Consider the following 19,422-nt stretch of genomic DNA (forward strand, 5'->3'; position numbering starts at 1 on the left):
TTTGTCACATGATCTGACTTTATGATTGACAGCTTGATATGATATATTATCAGAAAATTAAGAAAAAGGGTGATGATCAGATGAAAACTGCGACGACAACCGCTTCACATGCATGCCCATTTTGCTCAGGAAAAGGGTATTTTCAATTGATCCTCGGCGGTTCAGAGACTTGTCCATCTTGCCAGGGGACAGGAAAAGACAGTCATTCTTTTTCCAGCCGTTGACTTTTTTTCACCCCCCGCGTTACACTAAAAACAACGCAGGGGGTGGAATAGTTGATTAGTCTGCCAGTCGTCATCATCTCAATTGTTCTGTTTTTTGTTTTGTTTTTTGGAATCGGTTTCTTATTAAATATGCTGCTGAGAATGTCTTGGATTATGGCTGTAATCTATCCAATTGTATGCCTTTTTATTATCAGCAAGGATAGGCTGATCAGCTATATACAGTCTCCGGGAGAATCTTTTGCCGGCCTATTTCATCGTATCGTATCATTAGCGGCTGCCGATGTGCTGATTTTAGCAAGCGGTTTGGCTGGCGCTGTCGTATCTGGTATCGCGATCAATATGCTCAGAAAAAGAGGATATCAAATGTTTTAAATGCCGCTTTCTTCTAAAGAAAGCTTTTTTTGTGCTTTCTGCTCATTCATCATGTTGAATACTGCTCTCTCCAATTGGGAATAATGATTCGGAGGAGAGGTGAATGATGTTGAATATGATCAGACGTTTGCTGATGACCTGTTTATTTCTGCTTGCATTTGGCACGACATATTTATCAGTGTCAGGAATCGAAGCGAAGGACTTGTCAAAATGGGTGCAGGAACATCAAAAAAAGCACTTGAAGCATGCTGGACTGACATTAAAAGCATTGCAGCAGAAAAAAACACAAACGATATCCGCGGCCAAGGATCAAACAAAACCGTTAGAAGAAGCTTTTGATTGGGACGAGTATCCGGTTCAAAAAGTAACAGCAACAGGCTACACAGCAGGAGCTGAATCGACGGGAAAAAAACCCGGCGATCCATTATATGGGCTTACATATTCAGGTGTAAAAGTGAAACGGGATTTATACTCCACGGTTGCCGCTGATCCGTCCGTTTTCCCGATCGGCACGATTTTATTCATTCCGAATTACGGTCTTGGAGTTGTGGCAGACACAGGATCTGCTATTAAGGGAAACCGCCTTGATCTGTACTTTGAAACCGTCAAAGATGTGTACAATGAATGGGGCAAAAAAACCCTTGATGTATATGTGATTAAAAAGGGAACGGGAAAGGTCACCGAGGATGAGCTCGAGAAGCTTAATGAAACAAAATCTTTGCAAGTGTTCAGGAATCAATATAAAACTGTGAAAGAATAAAACGCTCCAGCTGCCGCTGGAGCGTTTTTCATATGAACAAGTAAGCGAGTATCAATGTAAGTAAGATACCTGTTAAACCTCCGAAAAAGACCTCGATCGGCTGGTGTCCGAGAAGTTCCTTCAGCTTTTTTTGCTTTTCTTTTTCTTCAGCCTTCGGGAAGTCCTTTGCTTCATTTACGAAGCGGTTAAAATCAATGACAAGCTTATTGATGACTGTTGCCTGTTCACCGGCGTGGCGTCTGACGCCAGTTGCGTCAAACATGGTAATGACGGCGAAAATGGCAGAAACCGCAAAGAGGGAGGAGTCTAATCCATGCTCCAAGGCTACGCCTGTAGAAAGCGCAGTGACCGCTGCCGAGTGTGAGCTCGGCATGCCGCCTGTGCTTGTGACCAGCGACCAGTCTAGTTTTCTGGATGCGATAAACTGTATGGGCACTTTGATGACCTGAGCAAAAATAATCGCGGCCAGACTTGATAATAAAGGGAAGTTTGTTAAAAGTTCCATTGGCGACATCCTTTCTATTTGAAAAAATCCTTCGTATTTCAAAAGAAAAAAACAAGTCTTAGACTGTTGTTTGATAAAATAAGTGTAATGGAAAGAATGTTTTTCCTATTATACCATTGTTCATAACAAATACCCATTACGTTAGGAGTGTAAGCATATGTTTTATGCGATTCAGCCATTAGAGCATACGGATACCCTTGTGGTTGGGCTTTTTCAAAAAAGCCAGCTGTCAGGAAAAGCGCTGGAAATTGATGAAATGCTGGAGGGCCATCTGACACAGCTTTTGAAAGATGGTGATGTCTCTTCTAAACCAAATCAAGTATCAAAAGTATACCCTCCATCTTCTGCGGGTATGAAACGGATTTATTTCGTTGGTTTGGGAAGAGAAGCCAATTATTCATTTGAACAGGCGAAGGAATGTTTTGCCCATGTTTTTCAAGCGATTCATAAAGACCGAAAACAAGAAGCTTCTGTCCTGCTTGACACTTTTATTTCGGAAGACGTGCCTGCCGCGGATGCCGCTCATGCTTTAGCTGAGAGCTGCCTGCTTGCTTCCTATGAGGTGCAGGATTATAAGCACAAATCAAATGAGCCGGACAAACAAATGGAAGCCGTGTACGCCGTCACAGATGAAGATACACAGGAAGTGCAGGCGGGGCTTCGCGTCGGCCAGGCATACGGCCAAGGGGCAAATTCGGCTAGAACCCTAGTGAATATGCCCGGAAACATGCTGACAGCGACTGACCTTGCTTCATATGCGGAAGAGCTTGCGGCGAAATATGATTTTGAGTGTGAGATATTGGAGAAATCAGAGATGGAAGAGCTCGGCATGGGCGGAATACTTGCGGTAAACCAAGGCTCGGCCGAACCGCCGAAGATGATTGTTTTGAAGTATCAGGGCAAAACGGAATGGGAGAATGTCGTCGGACTTGTCGGAAAAGGAATTACCTTTGACACAGGCGGCTACTCCATTAAAACGAAATCTGGAATTGTCGGCATGAAATCTGATATGGGAGGAGCAGCTGCGGTTCTTGGCGCAATGGAAACGATCGGAGAGCTTCGTCCCGAGCAAAACGTGTTGGCTGTCATTCCTTCAACCGATAATATGGTCTCAGGCAGCGCGATGAAGCCTGATGATGTGATCGTATCATTAAGCGGAAAAACAATTGAAATCCTCAATACGGATGCTGAAGGAAGGCTTGTGCTTGCAGATGGCATTACATACGCGAAACAGCATGGGGCGTCAGTTCTTGTTGATGTAGCTACGCTGACCGGCGGCGTTGTTGTGGCATTAGGGAGAGAAACGACCGGCGCTATGACAAATGATCAAAGCTTTTATCGGCAGGTAGCTGATGCTGCGGAAGAATGCGGCGAGGCGATCTGGCAGCTGCCGATAACAGAGAAGGATAAAAAGCGAGTGAAGAGCAGCCAAATGGCCGATCTCAGCAATTCGCCGGGACGCGAAGGACATGCGATTATGGCAGGGACGTTTCTTGGTGAATTTGCCGAAGCAACGCCTTGGGTGCATCTTGATATTGCGGGTACGGCGACATCAAATAAAGCAAGCTGCTTCGGGCCATCTGGCGCGACCGGCGTTATGGCCAGAACACTTGCCACACTGGCGGAGCGATTTACATCGGAAGAGGAGAAAAGCGAATAATATTAAATCCCTGCTGAGAAGTGCGGCGGGGATTTTTTCTTCCAAAATCTTTAGTTGACTAAAGTGTATCGGTTATGATACGATACGTTCATACTTTATTTATCTACTACATTAGCAAACTAAAGGATTTTTGGAGGGTTATTATGAACGCAGTCGTCATCGCAGTACTGCTTATGCTTGTCTTAAGCCTGCTGCGTGTCAATATTGTTATCGCATTAATCATAGGGGCTCTGGCCGGAGGATTAACAGGCGGGCTCGGACTTGGAGAAACGGTTAAAGCTTTTACAGACGGGCTCGGCGGAAATGCCACCGTTGCAGTGAGCTACGCCATGCTTGGCGCGTTTGCTGCGGCTTTAACGAAAACGGGTCTTCCGGACGCAATGGTGGAAGCCTCCGTTAAATTGATCGGAAACAAAGAAGACACCCGCAAAAAAGCGCTGTCCAAAGTGCTGATTGTGCTGATTATTTTAATCATATCTTGTTTTTCGCAAAACGTGGTTCCGGTTCACATCGCATTTATCCCGGTGCTGATTCCGCCGCTTTTGAAAATCTTTAATGAACTTGAAATAGACCGCCGTCTGATTGCGTGTGTGATTACATTCGGTTTAACGGCGCCTTATATTTTAGTGCCGGTCGGTTTCGGCCAAATCTTCCAGGGCATGCTCAAGGATAATGCGGCAGCTGCCGGATTAAACGTATCCCTCGGTGATATTCCTTACGCTTTAATGATCCCGGTTGCGGGTATGGTTGTAGGTCTGATCCTATCAATCATCGTATTCCGTAAACCGAAAACATACGAAACAAAAGAAATATCTGGTGCGGCCGCTTCTCCATATACGAAAAAAAGCCTGGCGATCGCGGTTCTTGCCATCGCAGTGTCACTCGGCGTCCAGCTCTATTTATCACAGTCGCTGGGAGTAGAAGGGATGATTATGGGTGCGCTGGCGGGTCTGATCATTCTGTTTGTCAGCGGCGTAATGAAGCGTGATGAAGCGGATTCGCTGATTACTGATGGAATGGTTCTTATGGCCTTTATCGGTTTTGTCATGCTCGTTGCAGCCGGGTTTTCAAATGTATTGACGAAAACCGGAGATGTCGAGTCATTGGTTAAAACAGCGGCCGGCATTATGGGGCACAGTCAATTAGTGGGCGCACTGCTGATGCTTATTGTCGGCTTGTTCATTACAATGGGAATCGGTTCTTCTTTTGCGACGATTCCGGTTATCACAACGATCTTTGTGCCTCTATGCATGCAGCTCGGATTCAGCCCGATGGCCACGGTTGCGATTATCGGAACGGCAGCTGCGCTTGGCGATGCCGGTTCACCTGCCAGCGACAGTACACTTGGACCGACTTCAGGTTTGAGTGCGGACGGCCAGCATCACCACATTTGGGATACTTGTGTGCCGACCTTTTTATTTTATAATATCCCGCTTATCATTTTCGGCTGGATTGCGGCGATTGTTTTATAGGAAAAAGGCTCCCCTTTACTGAGGAGCCTTTTCTCGTTATGATAAAAAACCGTACGGTAGAATGATTTTTCACGTGGACGATATGTGATTTCTGTTAAATCCGGTTGCTTTTTGAATAGAGCGGTAGATCGCAGGTGCGATAAACGCCAGCACCACAGCCAGCGCCGTGTCTTTTACCATAAACCAAGTCATAAAGCCCCAAGCCGTGACGTAGCTCACTGGCGTATGAATCCATAGGTTCAGTGCAAGATACATGTAGGTAGTCCCGATGATATACATGATGGCCGTCCCAATAAGAGAAGCCATTAGAAATCGGGTGTTGCCCGGCTGCGCTTTGCGCTCTAAAAACCATCCAGCTGCAAATGCTGCCGGGATGTATGAGAGAATAAACCCGCCGCTTTTTCCTACAAATGGTGCGAAGCCCGCTGAAAATTGAGCAAACACGGGAGCTCCGGCCAATCCGACAAGCGCATATACAATCATGGCAATACCTGCTCGTTTGCTGCCGAGAAGCAAGGCTGCCAAGAGACAGAAGAACGGCTGCATCGACAGCGGAATGCCGGCTACTTGTAAAAAGGGCGCCACTGAAGTAAGATTGGCGCCGACGGCCATAAGTGCGGCGAACATCCCAATCAGCGCCATATCTCCCGCACGAAGTCTATGTTGTTTCATTGTTGTTCCCCCTTAGGTTTACATTCACAATCATAGCGTAATAAACAACAGAAAGATTGTCAACATAATTTGAAATAAGGTTAACAAAGAGGAGGTTTTGTATGTATTTCGGAAAAACAAAACAATCCGATCAATCGGGGAGAGTACCGCCAAATCAAAACGTCACAACCTCATTTCCCGTGCTTCATACGGGAAATGTTCCATATTACAAGGATATGGCCAAATGGAATCTTCAAATATACGGATTGGTTGACCATCCGATGCTGCTAAGCTTTGAAGATGTCAAAGCCTTTCCTCAGTACGAATCGAAAAATGACATCCATTGCGTCACGGGGTGGTCACGGCTTGATAATGTATGGCAGGGCGTGCGGGCTCGTGATCTAGCGGAAAAAGCGGGTGTCAAAGAAGAAGCGGGCTACGTCATTTTACATGCGGAAGAGGGGTGGACGACCAATCTGCCGCTCAATGACTTTTTAGCGGAAACCTCCCTTCTGGCCTATACGCATAATGGCGAACCCTTAACGCCTGAACACGGCTTTCCGCTGCGGGGGGTGTTTCCGCATCTGTATTTTTGGAAAAGCGCCAAGTGGCTGCGCGGCATCCAATTTACGAAAGAGAACCATCCTGGCTTTTGGGAGCAGAACGGTTATCACATGAGAGGCGATCCTTGGCAAAATCAAAGATTTACTTGGGATTAAGGTTCTATTTCGTGCAGGACAATTTGCATCCTTATCAGGTTTTTATTTCCATATCATTAGTCTTCAGGTACCTTATTTGATGAAGGTGCCTTTTTTATTCGGGAAAAAGTTGACTTTCTTTGGAAGAAAACCTATTATTTGAGTTGTCTAGTTGATAGTGAAAATCATTATCACAAATTGTGGTTTTAGTTTAAGGAGAGGAATGTCGTACTGCATGAAAGAGAAAATCGACCGGGCGAAAGGCGGGACACAAAACGCATATACCATTCCTGGTACGGAAGTGCGTATCATGTCTTCACGCAATCACAACCGTACCTATCAAATTTTCATTTCGAAACCGAGTACGCCGCCTCAGCGCGCTGGTTATCCTGTGATTTATCTGCTGGATGCCAATTCTGTCTTCGGAACGATGGCGGAAGCCGTTCGAATACAGGGGCGCCGTCCTGAAAAAACCGGGGTGATCCCTGCTGTAATTGTCGGCATTGGCTATGAGACAGCAGAACCGTTTTCCTCAGCGCGTCACCGGGATTTTACAATGCCGACGGCTGAATCAAAGCTGCCGAAAAGGCCCGACGGAAAAGATTGGCCGGAACATGGCGGAGCAGAGGGGTTCTTCAGTTTTATTGAGGAGGATCTGAAACCAGAGATAGAACGAGATTACCAGATTGACAGAAACAGACAAACAATCTTTGGCCACTCACTTGGCGGGCTGTTCGTGCTGCAGGTGCTGTTAACAAAGCCGGATGCGTTTCAAACGTATGTCGCGGGAAGTCCTTCTATTCATTGGAATAAACCATTTATTCTCGATAAAACGGACCATTTTGTCTCCCGCTTAAAGAAAAACAATCAGGCTATCAATCTCCTGCTTGCCGCAGGAGAATTGGAGCAGCATCATAAAAGCCGGATGAACGATAATGCGAGGGAGCTTTACGAGCGGCTGGCCGTTTTATCTGAACAAGGCATACGGGCAGAATTTTGCGAGTTTTCAGGAGAAGGGCATATTTCTGTTCTTCCTGTTTTGGTCAGCCGGGCGCTGCGTTTTGCGCTTCACCCTGACGGCCCGCATATGTCAATGGGCTGAGACATTCTCAGCCTTGCTTCTAAAAATAAATAGTCATCACTGAAATTATATTTGACTGTCACATGACATTTGGATATGATTATTTTTATAATTGATAATGATAATCATTATCAATAGGTTGCGCTTTTCTTTTTGAGGCGCCATAGTCTTTTTCACTGGATGCCCGTTCGGCATCTGAAGTAAAGAAAGGAATTGATGATATGGATGCTATGGGTATAAAGGGCAAAATTGCTTTGATAACAGGAGCTGCCCAAGGAATAGGTGAAGCTGTTGCGCGGACGCTTGCCGATCAAGGCGCGCACATTGCGGCAGTCGATTATCATCCTGAAAAGCTTCAAAAGGTTGTGAATAGCCTCAAAGACGAAGGCTGCCATGCGGAAGCCTTTCCTGCGGATGTGAGAGACAGCGCGGCGATTGACGAGACCACGGCGCGCATCGAACGTGAAATGGGGCCGATCGATATGTTGGTGAATGTAGCGGGTGTCCTTTGCCCGGGGCTGATCCATACACTCAGTGATGAAGAATGGGAGGCCACGTTCGCAGTGAATTCGACCGGCGTGTTTAACGTCTCGCGTTCAGTCAGCAAATATATGATGGACCGGAGATCAGGTTCGATTGTAACGGTCGGATCGAATGCTGCCGGTGTGCCGAGGACATCAATGGCGGCATATGCTTCTTCAAAGGCTGCGGCTGTGATGTTTACGAAATGTCTTGGCCTTGAGCTTGCAGAATATCATATCCGCTGCAATATTGTATCCCCCGGTTCAACAGAAACAGACATGCAGTGGTCATTATGGACCGATGAAAATGGAGCAGAGCAAGTCATAAAAGGATCACTTGAGACATATAAGACTGGAATCCCGCTCAAAAAACTGGCTCAGCCTTCGGATATTGCGGGTGCCGTGCTTTTTCTGGTTTCTGGCCAGGCTGGGCACATTACCATGCATAATTTATGCGTAGATGGCGGCGCGACCTTAGGCGTGTAACTCATTTAAAGGAGGTTTATGAGAATGCTGAAACAAAACGTTATATCAGAAACAAAAGCGGAGCATGTGCTTCACGAGTATCAGCCGGGTGATTTTTTCATCGCATCCCCTCATCGCGTGCTGTTAGCGAAAGGTGTAAGGGAAATCGTACCGAAGGCAGAAGGGCAAAACCAAATTGAAACCCTTTCCAGACGTATTACAGAAACGCTGCGTCAAGCGAAGCAATCGGGACAAAGCCGCCCGCTTGTTGTCGGAGCCGTTCCTTTTGACCATGTAAAAGAAGCTCGGCTTATTGTTCCTGAAGAGGTGCGCTCATCAGGACCGCTTCAATTTGATTACGCGGAGAATGAACAGCAGCCGGAACATACATACCACATAGAGCCTGTTCCTGCACCGGAAGAATACAAAAATGGCGTCGAGCAAGGACTGGCACGCATTGCCAATGGCACGCTCAGCAAGATCGTCATGTCCAGAACGCTGCATTTGACATCGTCAGAACCGATTCAGACGGATGAACTGCTTCGCCATCTGGCGCGGCATAACACGCACGGCTACACATTTGCCGCAGACGTGTCCAGCCAAGCGGAACCGTCTTCCCGCCGAACATTGCTCGGTGCAAGTCCAGAGCTTCTCGTTTCAAGAATGGGAACCCATGTCGTTTCCAATCCATTAGCCGGCTCAAGGCCTCGCAGTGATGATCCTGTGGAAGACCAGGGCCGGGCTGCTGAATTGCTTTCTTCCGCAAAGGATCTCCATGAGCATGCGGTTGTGGCTGACGCGGTTGCGGCAGCGCTGCGGCCTTTCTGCCGGACGCTGGATGTCCCGGATAAGCCTTCGTTGATCCAAACGGAGACGATGTGGCATCTGTCCAGTGTGATTAAGGGAGAACTTTCCGATCCGTCTGTAACCGCACTGGAATTGGCTGCCGCGCTCCATCCGACACCAGCCGTCTGCGGGACACCGACTGATCTTGCAAGAGAAGCAATTCTCAGCATTGAACCTTTTGACCGCGGTTTCTTCACGGGCATGCTTGGCTGGTGCGATGATGCGGGGGACGGAGAATGGATCGTGACGATCCGCTGTGCAGAGGCAAAAGAACGCTCGCTTCGCCTGTATGCAGGAGCCGGTGTTGTTGCCGGATCAAAACCCGAGGACGAGCTTCAGGAAACATCCGCGAAGTTTCGGACAATGCTGCGGGCGATGGGCGTGAATCATATATGATCAGAATGAATTGCTGGAGGGATGCAACATGTTGAATGGATGTACGCCTTGGCCTGATGAGATAGCTGAGGCATATCGGAAGAATGGCTGCTGGGCCGGTGAGACGTTTGGGGATTTGTTAAGGGACCGGGCTGCCAAACATGGAGACCGCATCGCAATTACTTGCGGAAATGCCCATTGGAGTTATCAGGAGCTTGACACAAGGGTTGATCGCCTGGCTGCCGGTTTTCAGAAGCTCGGCATTCAACAGATGGATCGTGTTGTGGTGCAGCTGCCGAATATCGCAGAGTTTTTTGAAGTCATTTTCGCGCTCTTCCGTCTGGGGGCGCTCCCGGTCTTCGCACTGCCTTCACATCGAAGCAGTGAAATTACATATTTTTGCGAGTTTGCTGAAGCGGCTGCTTATATCATTCCCGACTCTTATTCCGGCTTTGACTACCGTTCACTTGCCAGACAGGTTCAAAGCAAATGGCCATCTTTAAAACATGTCATTGTCGCAGGTGAGGCAGAGGAATTTTTGCCGCTGGAGGATTTGCATACAGAACCTGAAACCTTTCCTGAGGTCAAAGCTTCGGACGTGGCTTTCCTTCAGCTTTCTGGCGGAAGCACCGGCCTCTCGAAACTGATTCCGAGGACCCACGATGATTATATTTACAGTCTGAAGCGGAGTGTAGAGGTCTGCTGGCTCGACCACAGCACGGTGTATTTGGCGGCATTGCCGATGGCGCACAATTATCCGCTGAGCTCTCCTGGAGTTCTCGGCGTATTATACGCTGGTGGAAGAGTGGTATTATCTCCTTCTCCAAGTCCGGATGACGCATTTCCTTTGATTGAACGGGAACAAGTCACGATTACCGCTCTCGTTCCGCCTCTTGCGATGGTATGGATGGAGGCGGCATCCACACGCGATGACGACCTATCCAGCCTTCAAGTGCTGCAGGTCGGCGGCGCCAAGTTTAGCGCTGAAGCTGCGCGAAAGGTAAAAGCTGTATTCGGCTGTACGCTGCAGCAGGTGTTCGGAATGGCAGAGGGTCTGGTCAATTATACGAGACTGGATGACTCTGAGGAAGTCATTGTCAACACCCAAGGAAAACCGATGTCCCCATTTGATGAAGTGCGTGTTTGGGATGATCAGGATCGTGACGTAAAACCCGGTGAAACAGGGCATCTGCTGACGCGTGGGCCGTACACGATTCGGGGTTACTATAAGGCAGAAGAGCATAACGCCGCTTCATTTACGAAGGACGGTTTTTACCGCACAGGTGACATCGTCAGGATGACACCAGGCGGCTACATTGTCGTTGAAGGCCGTGCGAAGGACCAAATTAACCGCGGGGGAGAAAAAGTGGCGGCTGAAGAGGTAGAAAATCATCTGCTGGCGCATCCGGATGTCCATGATGCGGCAATGGTCTCCATGCCTGACCAATTTCTTGGCGAAAGATCTTGTGTGTTCATTATTCCCCGGGATGAAGCCCCGAAAGCCGCAGCGCTCAAAGCGTTTTTGAGAGAACGCGGACTGGCTGCATACAAGATCCCCGACCGCATTGAATTTGTTGGCTCCTTCCCGCAGACAGGGGTGGGAAAAGTCAGCAAAAAAGCGCTTCGAGAAGCCATTGCCGAGAAGCTTCTTGCAGGTTCAAAAAACTAAAACAAACAATTTGAGAGGGAGTGTTCAAATGGCTATACCTGCCATTCAGCCGTATCAAATGCCGAAAGCGTCTGATATGCCGAAAAACAAAGTTTCATGGGTGCCTAATCCCAATCGGGCAGTTCTGTTAATACACGATATGCAAAACTATTTTGTCGATGCTTTCACGGCGGGATCGTCACCAGTAACAGAGCTTTCAGCAAATATACGGAAGCTGAAGGATCAATGTGCCCAGCTTGGAATTCCTGTTGTCTATACCGCGCAGCCTGGAAGCCAAAACCCGGCTGATCGGGCGCTGCTGACAGACTTTTGGGGTCCGGGGTTAAACAGCGGCCCTTATGAGGAGAAAATCATCACCGAACTGGCACCGGAAGATGCTGATCTCGTGCTGACAAAATGGAGATACAGCGCGTTTAAGAGAACGAATCTGCTTGAGATCATGCGCAAAGAGGGGCGCGATCAGCTGATCATTTCGGGGATTTACGCCCATATTGGCTGTCTTGTTACAGCATGTGAAGCATTTATGGAGGACATTGAAGCCTTTTTCGTGGGAGACGCGGTTGCTGATTTTTCATTAGAAAAACATCAAATGGCGCTTGATTATGCGGCGGGGCGCTGCGCATTTACCGTGATGACTGACAGTCTTCTCGATCAGCTGAAGAATGCGCCTGCACCTGCTCAGAAAACGTCCGTAACGACTGGCAAAGAAGTGTTTACATGTGAGAACATCCGTAAACAAATTGCTGAACTCCTTCAAGAAACACCTGAGGAAATTACAGATCAAGAGGATTTGCTCGAACGCGGGCTTGATTCGGTAAGGATCATGACATTGGTAGAACAATGGCGCCGTGAAGGAGCTGAGGTGACATTCGTTGAACTGGCTGAACGCCCGACGATCGAAGACTGGCAGAAATTGCTCACAACCCGCCAGCAAGTGCTGCCAAACGCGGATTATTTATAAAGGGAGGGTAAACAAACGGATGCCTGATACAAAAGACCTTCAATATTCTTTGACCGGAGCGCAAACCGGCATATGGTTTGCACAGCAGCTTGATCCGGACAATCCAATCTACAATACGGCGGAATATATAGAAATCAATGGAACACTCAATATTGCTCTTTTTGAAGAAGCTTTGCGGCGTGTGATAAAGGAAGCGGAATCGCTGCATGTCCGCTTCGGTGAAAACATGGACGGGCCTTGGCAGATGATGAACCTGTCTCCAGATGTACAGCTGCATGTCATTGATGTCAGCTCTGAGCCTGATCCGGAAAAAACAGCATTACACTGGATGAAGGCCGATTTGGCAAAGCCAGTCGATTTAAGACATGACCCTTTGTTCAATGAAGCTCTGTTTTTAGCCGGACCTGATCGTTTCTTTTGGTATCAGCGCATTCACCATATTGCGATTGACGGCTTCGGTTTTTCCCTCATTGCCCAGCGTGTGGCAAGTACGTATGCCGCGCTTATGAAAGGACAATCAACTGATGGTCGTTCCTTTGGTTCTCTCCGGGCCATTTTGGAGGAGGATGCAGATTATCGCGCATCAGAGCAGTACGAGAAGGATCGCCAATTCTGGCTGAATCGTTTTGCTGATGAACCTGAGGTTGTGAGTTTGGCTGATCGGGCGCCAAGAACATCTAACCGTTTTCTTCGTCATACGGCGCATCTGCCTCTATCTGATGTAAACACGTTAAAAGAAGCGGCGCGCTATTTCTCAGGAACCTGGCATGAAGTCATGATTGCGGTGACAGCTGTTTATGTGCACCGCATGACTGGCTCTGAGGATGTTGTGCTCGGTCTTCCTATGATGGGACGGATAGGGTCCGCATCACTGAAAGTGCCGGCTATGGTGATGAATCTTCTCCCTCTCCGGCTTTCCGTCAGCTCTTCGATGAGCTTTTCTGAACTTATTCAGCAAATTTCCCGGGAAATCCGCAGTTTACGGCGACATCATAAGTATCGCCATGAAGAGCTTCGGCGAGATCTGAAATTGATAGGAGAAAACCATAGGTTATTTGGACCGCAAATGAACCTCATGCCATTTGATTACGGGCTCGATTTTGCCGGGGCCCGGGGAACAACGCATAATCTCTCAGCCGGTCCTGTCGATGATCTATCAATCAATGTCTATGACAGAACGGACGGCAGAGGGCTGCGGATTGATATAGACGCGAATCCTGAGGTTTACAGCGAGTTTGATATTCAGCTTCATCAGCAGCGTATTTTGCAGTTGCTGCAAACGGCTTCAGCCGGGGAAGACATGCTGATAGGGCAAATGGAGCTTCTATTGGCAGAGGAGAAAAAACAAGTCATTCGTGAATGGAATGAGACGGCAAAATCTGAGAAGCTGCTCAGCCTTCGGGACATGTTTGAAAGGCAGGCAATCCTTACACCTGAACGTATCGCTCTCATATGTGATGGCGTTCAAGTAAACTATCAAGAGTTAAATGAAAAGGCAAACCGTCTCGCGCATCTGTTGATCGAAAAAGGGCTTGGACCGGAGCAATATGTCGCTTTGGCGCTGCCGCGTTCCCCAGAGATGGTAGCTTCGATGCTTGCTGTACTAAAGACTGGTGCGGCGTATCTTCCGCTCGATCCCGAGTTTCCGGCCGATCGAATTTCTTACATGCTCAAGGACGCAAAACCTTCATGCATCTTAACGACTGAGGAAATAGCAGCCCGTCTGCCTGATGACCTGTCTGTTCCGCAGCTTGTGCTTGATCAGACTGTGACGCAGGAGATTGTAAAACGTTATTCGCCTGGCAATCCCAATGTATCGGTTTCTCTTGCCCATCCTGCGTATATCATCTATACCTCAGGATCAACAGGAAGGCCGAAGGGTGTCGTTGTTACGCTGAAAAGCTTGAGTAATTTTCTGCTGTCCATGCAGGAGGCATTTTCTCTAGGAGAAGAAGACAGGCTGTTGGCTGTGACGACTGTCGCTTTTGATATTTCGGCATTGGAGTTATTTCTTCCGCTTATCAGCGGGGCGCAAATCGTGATCGCTAAGAAAGAAACGATCCGTGAGCCACAGACATTAGCTCAAATGATTGAATATTTCGATATCAATATTATGCAGGCGACACCGACACTATGGCATGCTCTGGTGGCGAATGAACCTGAGACACTTCGGGGGCTCAGAGTGCTTGTTGGAGGCGAGGCGCTGCCGAGCGGCCTTTTGCAGGCGCTACACGAGCTCCAGTGTCCAGTCACGAACTTATACGGCCCGACTGAAACAACGATTTGGTCTGCAGCAGCTTTTCTTGAAAAAGGGGTGAAGGGCGTTCCGGCGATTGGCAAACCGATTTGGAACACGCAGGTATATGTGCTTGATCACGGTTTGCAGCCGGTGCCGCCGGGCGTTGTCGGAGAGCTTTATATTGCAGGAACCGGCTTGGCCAGAGGTTATTTCCGCCGCCCTGATTTAACGGCTGAGCGCTTTATTGCAGATCCATACGGACCGCCGGGGACTCGGATGTATCGAACCGGAGACCAGGCCCGCTGGCGCGCTGATGGCTCTTTGGACTATATCGGACGGGCGGATCATCAAATTAAAATCCGCGGATTCCGAATTGAACTTGGAGAAATTGATGCCGTGATTGCCAAGCATCCGGACATTGAACAGGCCGCGGTTGTCGTTCGGGAAGATCAGCCGGGAGACAAACGATTGGTTGCATATATGGTTGCTGCAGAAGCTATTGATACTGCCGAGCTTCGCCGTTATGTGGGCGCCAGTCTTCCAGATTATATGGTGCCGGCGGCATTTGTGGAGATGGACGAACTGCCATTAACACCTAATGGCAAGCTTAATCGAAAAGCGCTGCCAGCGCCTGATTTTAGTACATCTGTCAGCGATCGGGGACCGAGGACGCCACAAGAAGAGATATTGTGTGATTTGTTTGCCGAGGTTCTTGGTTTGGCACGCGTCGGCATTGATGACAGTTTCTTCGAGCTTGGCGGTCATTCTCTTCTTGCAGCCCGTTTGATGAGCCGCATTCGTGAGGTAATGGGCGCCGAACTCGGTATCGCCAAGCTCTTTGACGAACCGACAGTAGCCGGACTAGCTGCCCATCTTGACCAGGCGCAGAGTGTGCGTCCCGCGTTGCAAAGAGCTGAGCGGCCTGAAAAGATCCCGCTATCTTTTGCCCAGCGCCGGCTGTGGTTCCTCCATTGCCTGGAAGGGCCGAGCCCCACTTATAATATTCCGGTTGCTATCCGTTTGTCGGGTGAGCTGGATCAAAGTGTGCTGCAAGCGGCACTTTATGATCTCGTCTGCCGCCATGAAAGCCTTCGGACGATCTTCCCCGAATCACAGGGGACATCCTATCAGCATATTTTAGACGCTGATCAAGCCCGGCCTGTTTTACATGTTACAGAAATGGCTGAGAAGGAACTTTCTGAGCGGCTTGCCGAAGCTGTGCGCTACAGTTTTGATCTTGCAGCTGAACCTGCTTTTCGTGCCGAGCTTTTTGTCATCGGTCCTGGCGAGTGCGTGCTGCTCCTCCTCGTGCATCATATTGTCGGAGATGGCTGGTCCTTAACGCCTCTGACCCGAGATCTTGGGGCGGCATATGCGGCTCGCTGCCACGGAAAAGCTCCTGAATGGGCGCCCCTTGCTGTGCAATATGCAGACTATGCGCTTTGGCAGCAAGAACTGCTTGGAAGCGGCGATGATCCAAATAGTTTGATTGCCGGACAGCTTGCTTTCTGGAAAGAAACCCTCAGGAATTTGCCTGATCAGCTTGAACTGCCAACAGATTATTCACGTCCGGCTGAGCCGAGTCATGATGGGGATACGATTCATTTCCGCATTGAGCCCGAGTTGCACAAGCGATTACAGGAGCTGGCCCGCGCAAATAGGGTGAGTCTGTTTATGGTGCTTCAATCCGGTCTCGCCGCTTTATTGACAAGGCTTGGGGCGGGCACTGATATTCCGGTCGGCAGTCCGATCGCGGGGCGGAATGATGATGCGCTGGGCGATTTGGTGGGGCTGTTTATCAATACATTGGTGCTCAGAACCGATACGTCCGGTGATCCAAGCTTCCGTGAGCTTCTTGACAGAGTGAGGGAAGTGAATCTGGCAGCCTATGAAAATCAGGATCTGCCGTTTGAGAGACTCGTTGAGGTGCTCAATCCGGCTCGATCGCGTGCGACGCATCCTTTATTCCAAATCATGCTTGCGTTCCAAAACACACCGGATGCTGAACTGCATCTTCCTGACATGGACAGCAGCCTGCAGATCCATAGTGTCGGTTCTGCCAAGTTTGATTTGACGCTTGAAATCAGTGAAAACCGTCTTGCTGACGGGACTCCAAACGGATTGGAAGGGCTGCTCGAGTACAGCACGGATCTTTTCAAGCGGGAAACTGCACAAGCTCTTGCTGACCGTCTGATGCGCCTGCTTGAGGCTGCCGAATCTGATCCCGACCAGCACATCGGAAATCTGGACATCCTTGCACCAGAGGAGCGCAGCAACATGGTGACAGATTGGCAAAGTGTTTCTGACAAGCTTCCGCACGCATGTTTGCCGGAGCAGTTTGAGAAGCAGGCTGCTTTAAGCCCGGATGCCATTGCCGTTGTGTATGAAGATCAGGCGCTGAGGTATGCTGAGCTGAATGAACGAGCAAATCGGCTTGCCCGAATGCTGATCAGTGAAGGCGTCGGGCCGGAGCAATTTGTCGCTTTGGCACTGCCTCGGTCATTGGAAATGGCTGTCGGGCTATTGGCGGTGCTGAAAGCCGGCGCAGCTTATTTGCCTCTCGATCCTGACTATCCGGCAGACCGAATCGCTTTTATGCTGAAGGATGCGCAGCCGGCGTTTATCATGACGAACATAAAAGCTGCAGCGCACATTCCGCCAGCGGAAAATGTGCCGAGAATCATACTGGATGATCCCGAACTTGCAGAGAAACTAAACAGATACCCTGCTGAGAATCCAAATAATACAGATAGAATTCAGCCGCTTTCTCCTTTGAATACGGCGTATGTCATATATACATCAGGCTCAACGGGTGTTCCAAAAGGTGTGATGATTCCTCACCAAAACGTTACGCGTTTATTTGCAGCCACTGATCACTGGTTCCATTTCAGCTCAGACGATATCTGGACCATGTTCCATTCCTATGCGTTTGACTTTTCGGTGTGGGAGATTTGGGGTCCTCTGCTGCATGGCGGACGTCTTGTGATCGTGCCTCATCACGTCAGCAGATCGCCAGAATCGTTTCTCCGCCTGCTTGTCAAAGAGGGGGTGACCGTTCTGAATCAGACACCGTCCGCTTTCTATCAGTTGATGCAAGCGGAACGGGAGCAGCCGGATCTCGGTCAGGCACTCAGTCTGCGCTATATCATTTTTGGCGGGGAAGCGCTTGAACTCAGCCGTCTAGAGGATTGGTATAAAAGCCACCCTGAAAATAGACCGCAGCTGGTCAATATGTATGGGATTACAGAAACGACGGTGCATGTCAGCTATATTGAATTAGACCGAGAAATTGCGGCTTTACGGGCAAACAGCTTGATCGGCTGCGGCATTCCCGATCTTGGCGTATATGTGCTGGATGAGCGCTTGCAGCCGGTGCCGCCGGGTGTTGCCGGAGAGATGTATGTATCAGGAGCGGGATTGGCAAGAGGCTATCTAGGGCGGTCTGGCCTAACAGCGGAACGCTTCATAGCCGATCCGTTCGGTCCTCCGGGCACTCGGATGTATCGAACTGGAGATGTGGCCCGCCTCCGCGCTGACGGCTCTCTCGACTACGTCGGCCGTGCCGATCACCAAGTGAAAATTCGGGGCTTCCGGATTGAACTGGGAGAGATTGAAGCTGCGCTCGTTCAGCATTCGCAGCTTGAAGATGCGGCAGTAATCGTGCGTGAGGATCAGCCGGGAGATAAACGGTTGGCAGCTTATGTCATACCTTCTTCGGAAGAAACGTTTGATCCGGCGGAACTGCGCAAATATGCTGCTGAGAGGCTCCCGGATTACATGGTGCCTTCTGCCTTTGTGGCGATGGAAGAATTGCCGTTGACACCGAATGGAAAGCTTGACCGTAAAGCGCTGCCCGCTCCGAATTTCACAGCAGCAGTGACAGGACGCGGACCAAGAACACCGCAGGAAGAAATTCTCTGTGACCTGTTTATGGAGGTGCTTCACTTGCCGCGTGTCGGTATTGATGACCGTTTCTTTGATGTAGGCGGCCATTCCTTGCTTGCTGTTCAGCTGATGAGCCGCATCCGTGAAGCGCTCGGCGTTGAACTCAGCATCGGCATCCTATTCGAAGCGCCGACTGTTGCCGGGCTTGCTGAAAGACTTGAAATGGGATCAAGCCAAAGCGCACTTGACGTTCTGCTGCCTCTCCGAACAAGCGGAGACAAGCCTCCTTTATTCTGTGTGCATCCGGCAGGCGGTCTCAGCTGGTGCTATGCCGGTTTGATGACGAATGTAGGAACCGATTATCCGATCTACGGATTGCAGGCACGGGGTATCGGTCAGCGCGAGGAGCTTCCGGAAACTCTTGATGACATGGCTGCTGATTATATTGAACAAATCAGAACGGTTCAGCCGAAAGGCCCGTACCATCTGCTGGGCTGGTCCCTTGGCGGGAATGTTATTCAAGCAATGGCAACCCAGCTGCAAAATCAAGGAGAAGAAATATCTCTGCTGGTGATGCTGGATGCCTACCCGAACCACTTCCTTCCTATAAAAGAGGCGCCGGATGATGAGGAAGCGCTTATTGCCCTTCTGGCGTTAGGCGGGTACGATCCAGACAGCTTAGGGGATAAACCGCTTGATTTCGAAACGGCGATTGAGATTCTCCGCCGTGACGGCAGCGCGCTTGCGAGCCTGGATGAATCAGTCATTTTAAATCTGAAGAACACCTATGTCAATTCTGTCGGCATTTTAGGCTCATATAAGCCGAAAACCTTCCGTGGAAATGTCTTGTTTTTCAGATCTACAATCATTCCTGAATGGTTTGATCCGATTGAACCAGATTCGTGGAAGCCTTATATTAACGGACAAATTGAACAAATCGACATCGACTGCCGCCATAAAGATCTTTGCCAGCCCGAACCGCTCGCTCAAATCGGCAAGGTTCTCGCTGTCAAACTGGAAGAAATGAATAAATAAAGG

At 49.2% G+C, this 19,422-nt stretch carries 14 protein-coding genes; 12 read left to right on the forward strand and 2 right to left on the reverse strand.

Features of this window, described 5'->3' with window-relative positions:
• The first annotated feature begins 80 nt into the window (after window positions 1-80).
• The 3 genes from BV11031_RS01305 to spsC all read left to right on the forward strand — a co-directional run bounded on the left by BV11031_RS01305 (window position 81) and on the right by spsC (window position 1,356).
• Window positions 81-224: a YuiA family protein gene (locus BV11031_RS01305; protein WP_003243733.1), complete on the forward strand. Its 144-nt coding sequence runs from the start codon at window positions 81-83 to the stop codon at window positions 222-224.
• A gap of 51 nt (window positions 225-275) precedes the next feature.
• Entirely contained in the window at window positions 276-596 is a 321-nt protein-coding gene (locus BV11031_RS01310) for a YuiB family protein (RefSeq protein ID WP_010329945.1), read from the forward strand.
• 103 nt (window positions 597-699) lie between these two features.
• Window positions 700-1,356, forward strand: coding sequence for a stationary phase survival protein SpsC (spsC, locus tag BV11031_RS01315; protein ID WP_082246354.1), 657 nt, complete (start codon window positions 700-702; stop codon window positions 1,354-1,356).
• Between the two features lie 28 nt (window positions 1,357-1,384).
• On the opposite strand, the gene BV11031_RS01320 is transcribed toward spsC, so the two are convergent.
• Window positions 1,385-1,861, reverse strand: coding sequence for a divergent PAP2 family protein (locus tag BV11031_RS01320; RefSeq protein WP_010329943.1), 477 nt, complete (start codon window positions 1,859-1,861; stop codon window positions 1,385-1,387).
• 157 nt (window positions 1,862-2,018) lie between these two features.
• Between BV11031_RS01320 and BV11031_RS01325 the strand changes: the two genes are divergently transcribed.
• Window positions 2,019-3,521: a leucyl aminopeptidase gene (locus BV11031_RS01325; protein ID WP_010329942.1), complete on the forward strand. Its 1,503-nt coding sequence runs from the start codon at window positions 2,019-2,021 to the stop codon at window positions 3,519-3,521.
• Window positions 3,522-3,664: 143 nt separating this feature from the next.
• Entirely contained in the window at window positions 3,665-4,993 is a 1,329-nt protein-coding gene (locus BV11031_RS01330; RefSeq protein WP_010329941.1) for a Na+/H+ antiporter family protein, read from the forward strand.
• 69 nt (window positions 4,994-5,062) lie between these two features.
• On the opposite strand, the gene BV11031_RS01335 is transcribed toward BV11031_RS01330, so the two are convergent.
• Window positions 5,063-5,665, reverse strand: coding sequence for a biotin transporter BioY (locus BV11031_RS01335; RefSeq protein ID WP_010329940.1), 603 nt, complete (start codon window positions 5,663-5,665; stop codon window positions 5,063-5,065).
• Window positions 5,666-5,766: 101 nt separating this feature from the next.
• Between BV11031_RS01335 and BV11031_RS01340 the strand changes: the two genes are divergently transcribed.
• From BV11031_RS01340 to BV11031_RS01370, 7 genes are all read left to right on the forward strand, one after another.
• Window positions 5,767-6,363, forward strand: a complete 597-nt coding sequence (locus BV11031_RS01340; protein ID WP_010329939.1) for a sulfite oxidase-like oxidoreductase — start codon at window positions 5,767-5,769, stop codon at window positions 6,361-6,363.
• A gap of 214 nt (window positions 6,364-6,577) precedes the next feature.
• Window positions 6,578-7,444, forward strand: a complete 867-nt coding sequence (gene besA, locus BV11031_RS01345; protein WP_010329938.1) for a ferri-bacillibactin esterase BesA — start codon at window positions 6,578-6,580, stop codon at window positions 7,442-7,444.
• 200 nt (window positions 7,445-7,644) lie between these two features.
• The gene (locus BV11031_RS01350) at window positions 7,645-8,430 is read left to right on the forward strand and encodes a 2,3-dihydro-2,3-dihydroxybenzoate dehydrogenase (protein ID WP_010329937.1); all 786 of its coding nucleotides are present in this window, start codon (window positions 7,645-7,647) and stop codon (window positions 8,428-8,430) included.
• Window positions 8,431-8,454: 24 nt separating this feature from the next.
• Entirely contained in the window at window positions 8,455-9,651 is a 1,197-nt protein-coding gene (gene dhbC, locus BV11031_RS01355) for an isochorismate synthase DhbC (RefSeq protein WP_010329936.1), read from the forward strand.
• 28 nt (window positions 9,652-9,679) lie between these two features.
• On the forward strand, window positions 9,680-11,299 hold the full coding sequence (locus BV11031_RS01360; protein WP_010329935.1) for a (2,3-dihydroxybenzoyl)adenylate synthase: 1,620 nt from the start codon (window positions 9,680-9,682) through the stop codon (window positions 11,297-11,299).
• Between the two features lie 28 nt (window positions 11,300-11,327).
• Window positions 11,328-12,260: an isochorismatase gene (locus BV11031_RS01365; protein ID WP_010329934.1), complete on the forward strand. Its 933-nt coding sequence runs from the start codon at window positions 11,328-11,330 to the stop codon at window positions 12,258-12,260.
• 19 nt (window positions 12,261-12,279) lie between these two features.
• Window positions 12,280-19,419, forward strand: coding sequence for an amino acid adenylation domain-containing protein (locus BV11031_RS01370; protein ID WP_010329933.1), 7,140 nt, complete (start codon window positions 12,280-12,282; stop codon window positions 19,417-19,419).
• Window positions 19,420-19,422: the final 3 nt, after the last annotated feature.

Source organism: Bacillus vallismortis (assembly GCF_004116955.1).
Classification (GTDB): Bacteria; Bacillota; Bacilli; order Bacillales; family Bacillaceae; genus Bacillus; species Bacillus vallismortis.

Excerpts from the sequence above, each read along its gene's own strand:
- BV11031_RS01320 (WP_010329943.1), bottom strand. The coding sequence starts at position 1,861 with ATGGAACTTTTAACAAACTTCCCTTTATTATCAAGTCTGGCCGCGATT.
- BV11031_RS01305 (WP_003243733.1), top strand. The coding sequence starts at position 81 with ATGAAAACTGCGACGACAACCGCTTCACATGCATGCCCATTTTGCTCA.
- BV11031_RS01350 (WP_010329937.1), top strand. The coding sequence starts at position 7,645 with ATGGATGCTATGGGTATAAAGGGCAAAATTGCTTTGATAACAGGAGCT.
- BV11031_RS01340 (WP_010329939.1), top strand. The coding sequence starts at position 5,767 with ATGTATTTCGGAAAAACAAAACAATCCGATCAATCGGGGAGAGTACCG.
- BV11031_RS01360 (WP_010329935.1), top strand. The coding sequence starts at position 9,680 with ATGTTGAATGGATGTACGCCTTGGCCTGATGAGATAGCTGAGGCATAT.
- BV11031_RS01325 (WP_010329942.1), top strand. The coding sequence starts at position 2,019 with ATGTTTTATGCGATTCAGCCATTAGAGCATACGGATACCCTTGTGGTT.
- BV11031_RS01365 (WP_010329934.1), top strand. The coding sequence starts at position 11,328 with ATGGCTATACCTGCCATTCAGCCGTATCAAATGCCGAAAGCGTCTGAT.
- BV11031_RS01330 (WP_010329941.1), top strand. The coding sequence starts at position 3,665 with ATGAACGCAGTCGTCATCGCAGTACTGCTTATGCTTGTCTTAAGCCTG.
- BV11031_RS01335 (WP_010329940.1), bottom strand. The coding sequence starts at position 5,665 with ATGAAACAACATAGACTTCGTGCGGGAGATATGGCGCTGATTGGGATG.
- spsC (WP_082246354.1), top strand. The coding sequence starts at position 700 with ATGATGTTGAATATGATCAGACGTTTGCTGATGACCTGTTTATTTCTG.
- dhbC (WP_010329936.1), top strand. The coding sequence starts at position 8,455 with ATGCTGAAACAAAACGTTATATCAGAAACAAAAGCGGAGCATGTGCTT.
- besA (WP_010329938.1), top strand. The coding sequence starts at position 6,578 with ATGAAAGAGAAAATCGACCGGGCGAAAGGCGGGACACAAAACGCATAT.
- BV11031_RS01370 (WP_010329933.1), top strand. The coding sequence starts at position 12,280 with ATGCCTGATACAAAAGACCTTCAATATTCTTTGACCGGAGCGCAAACC.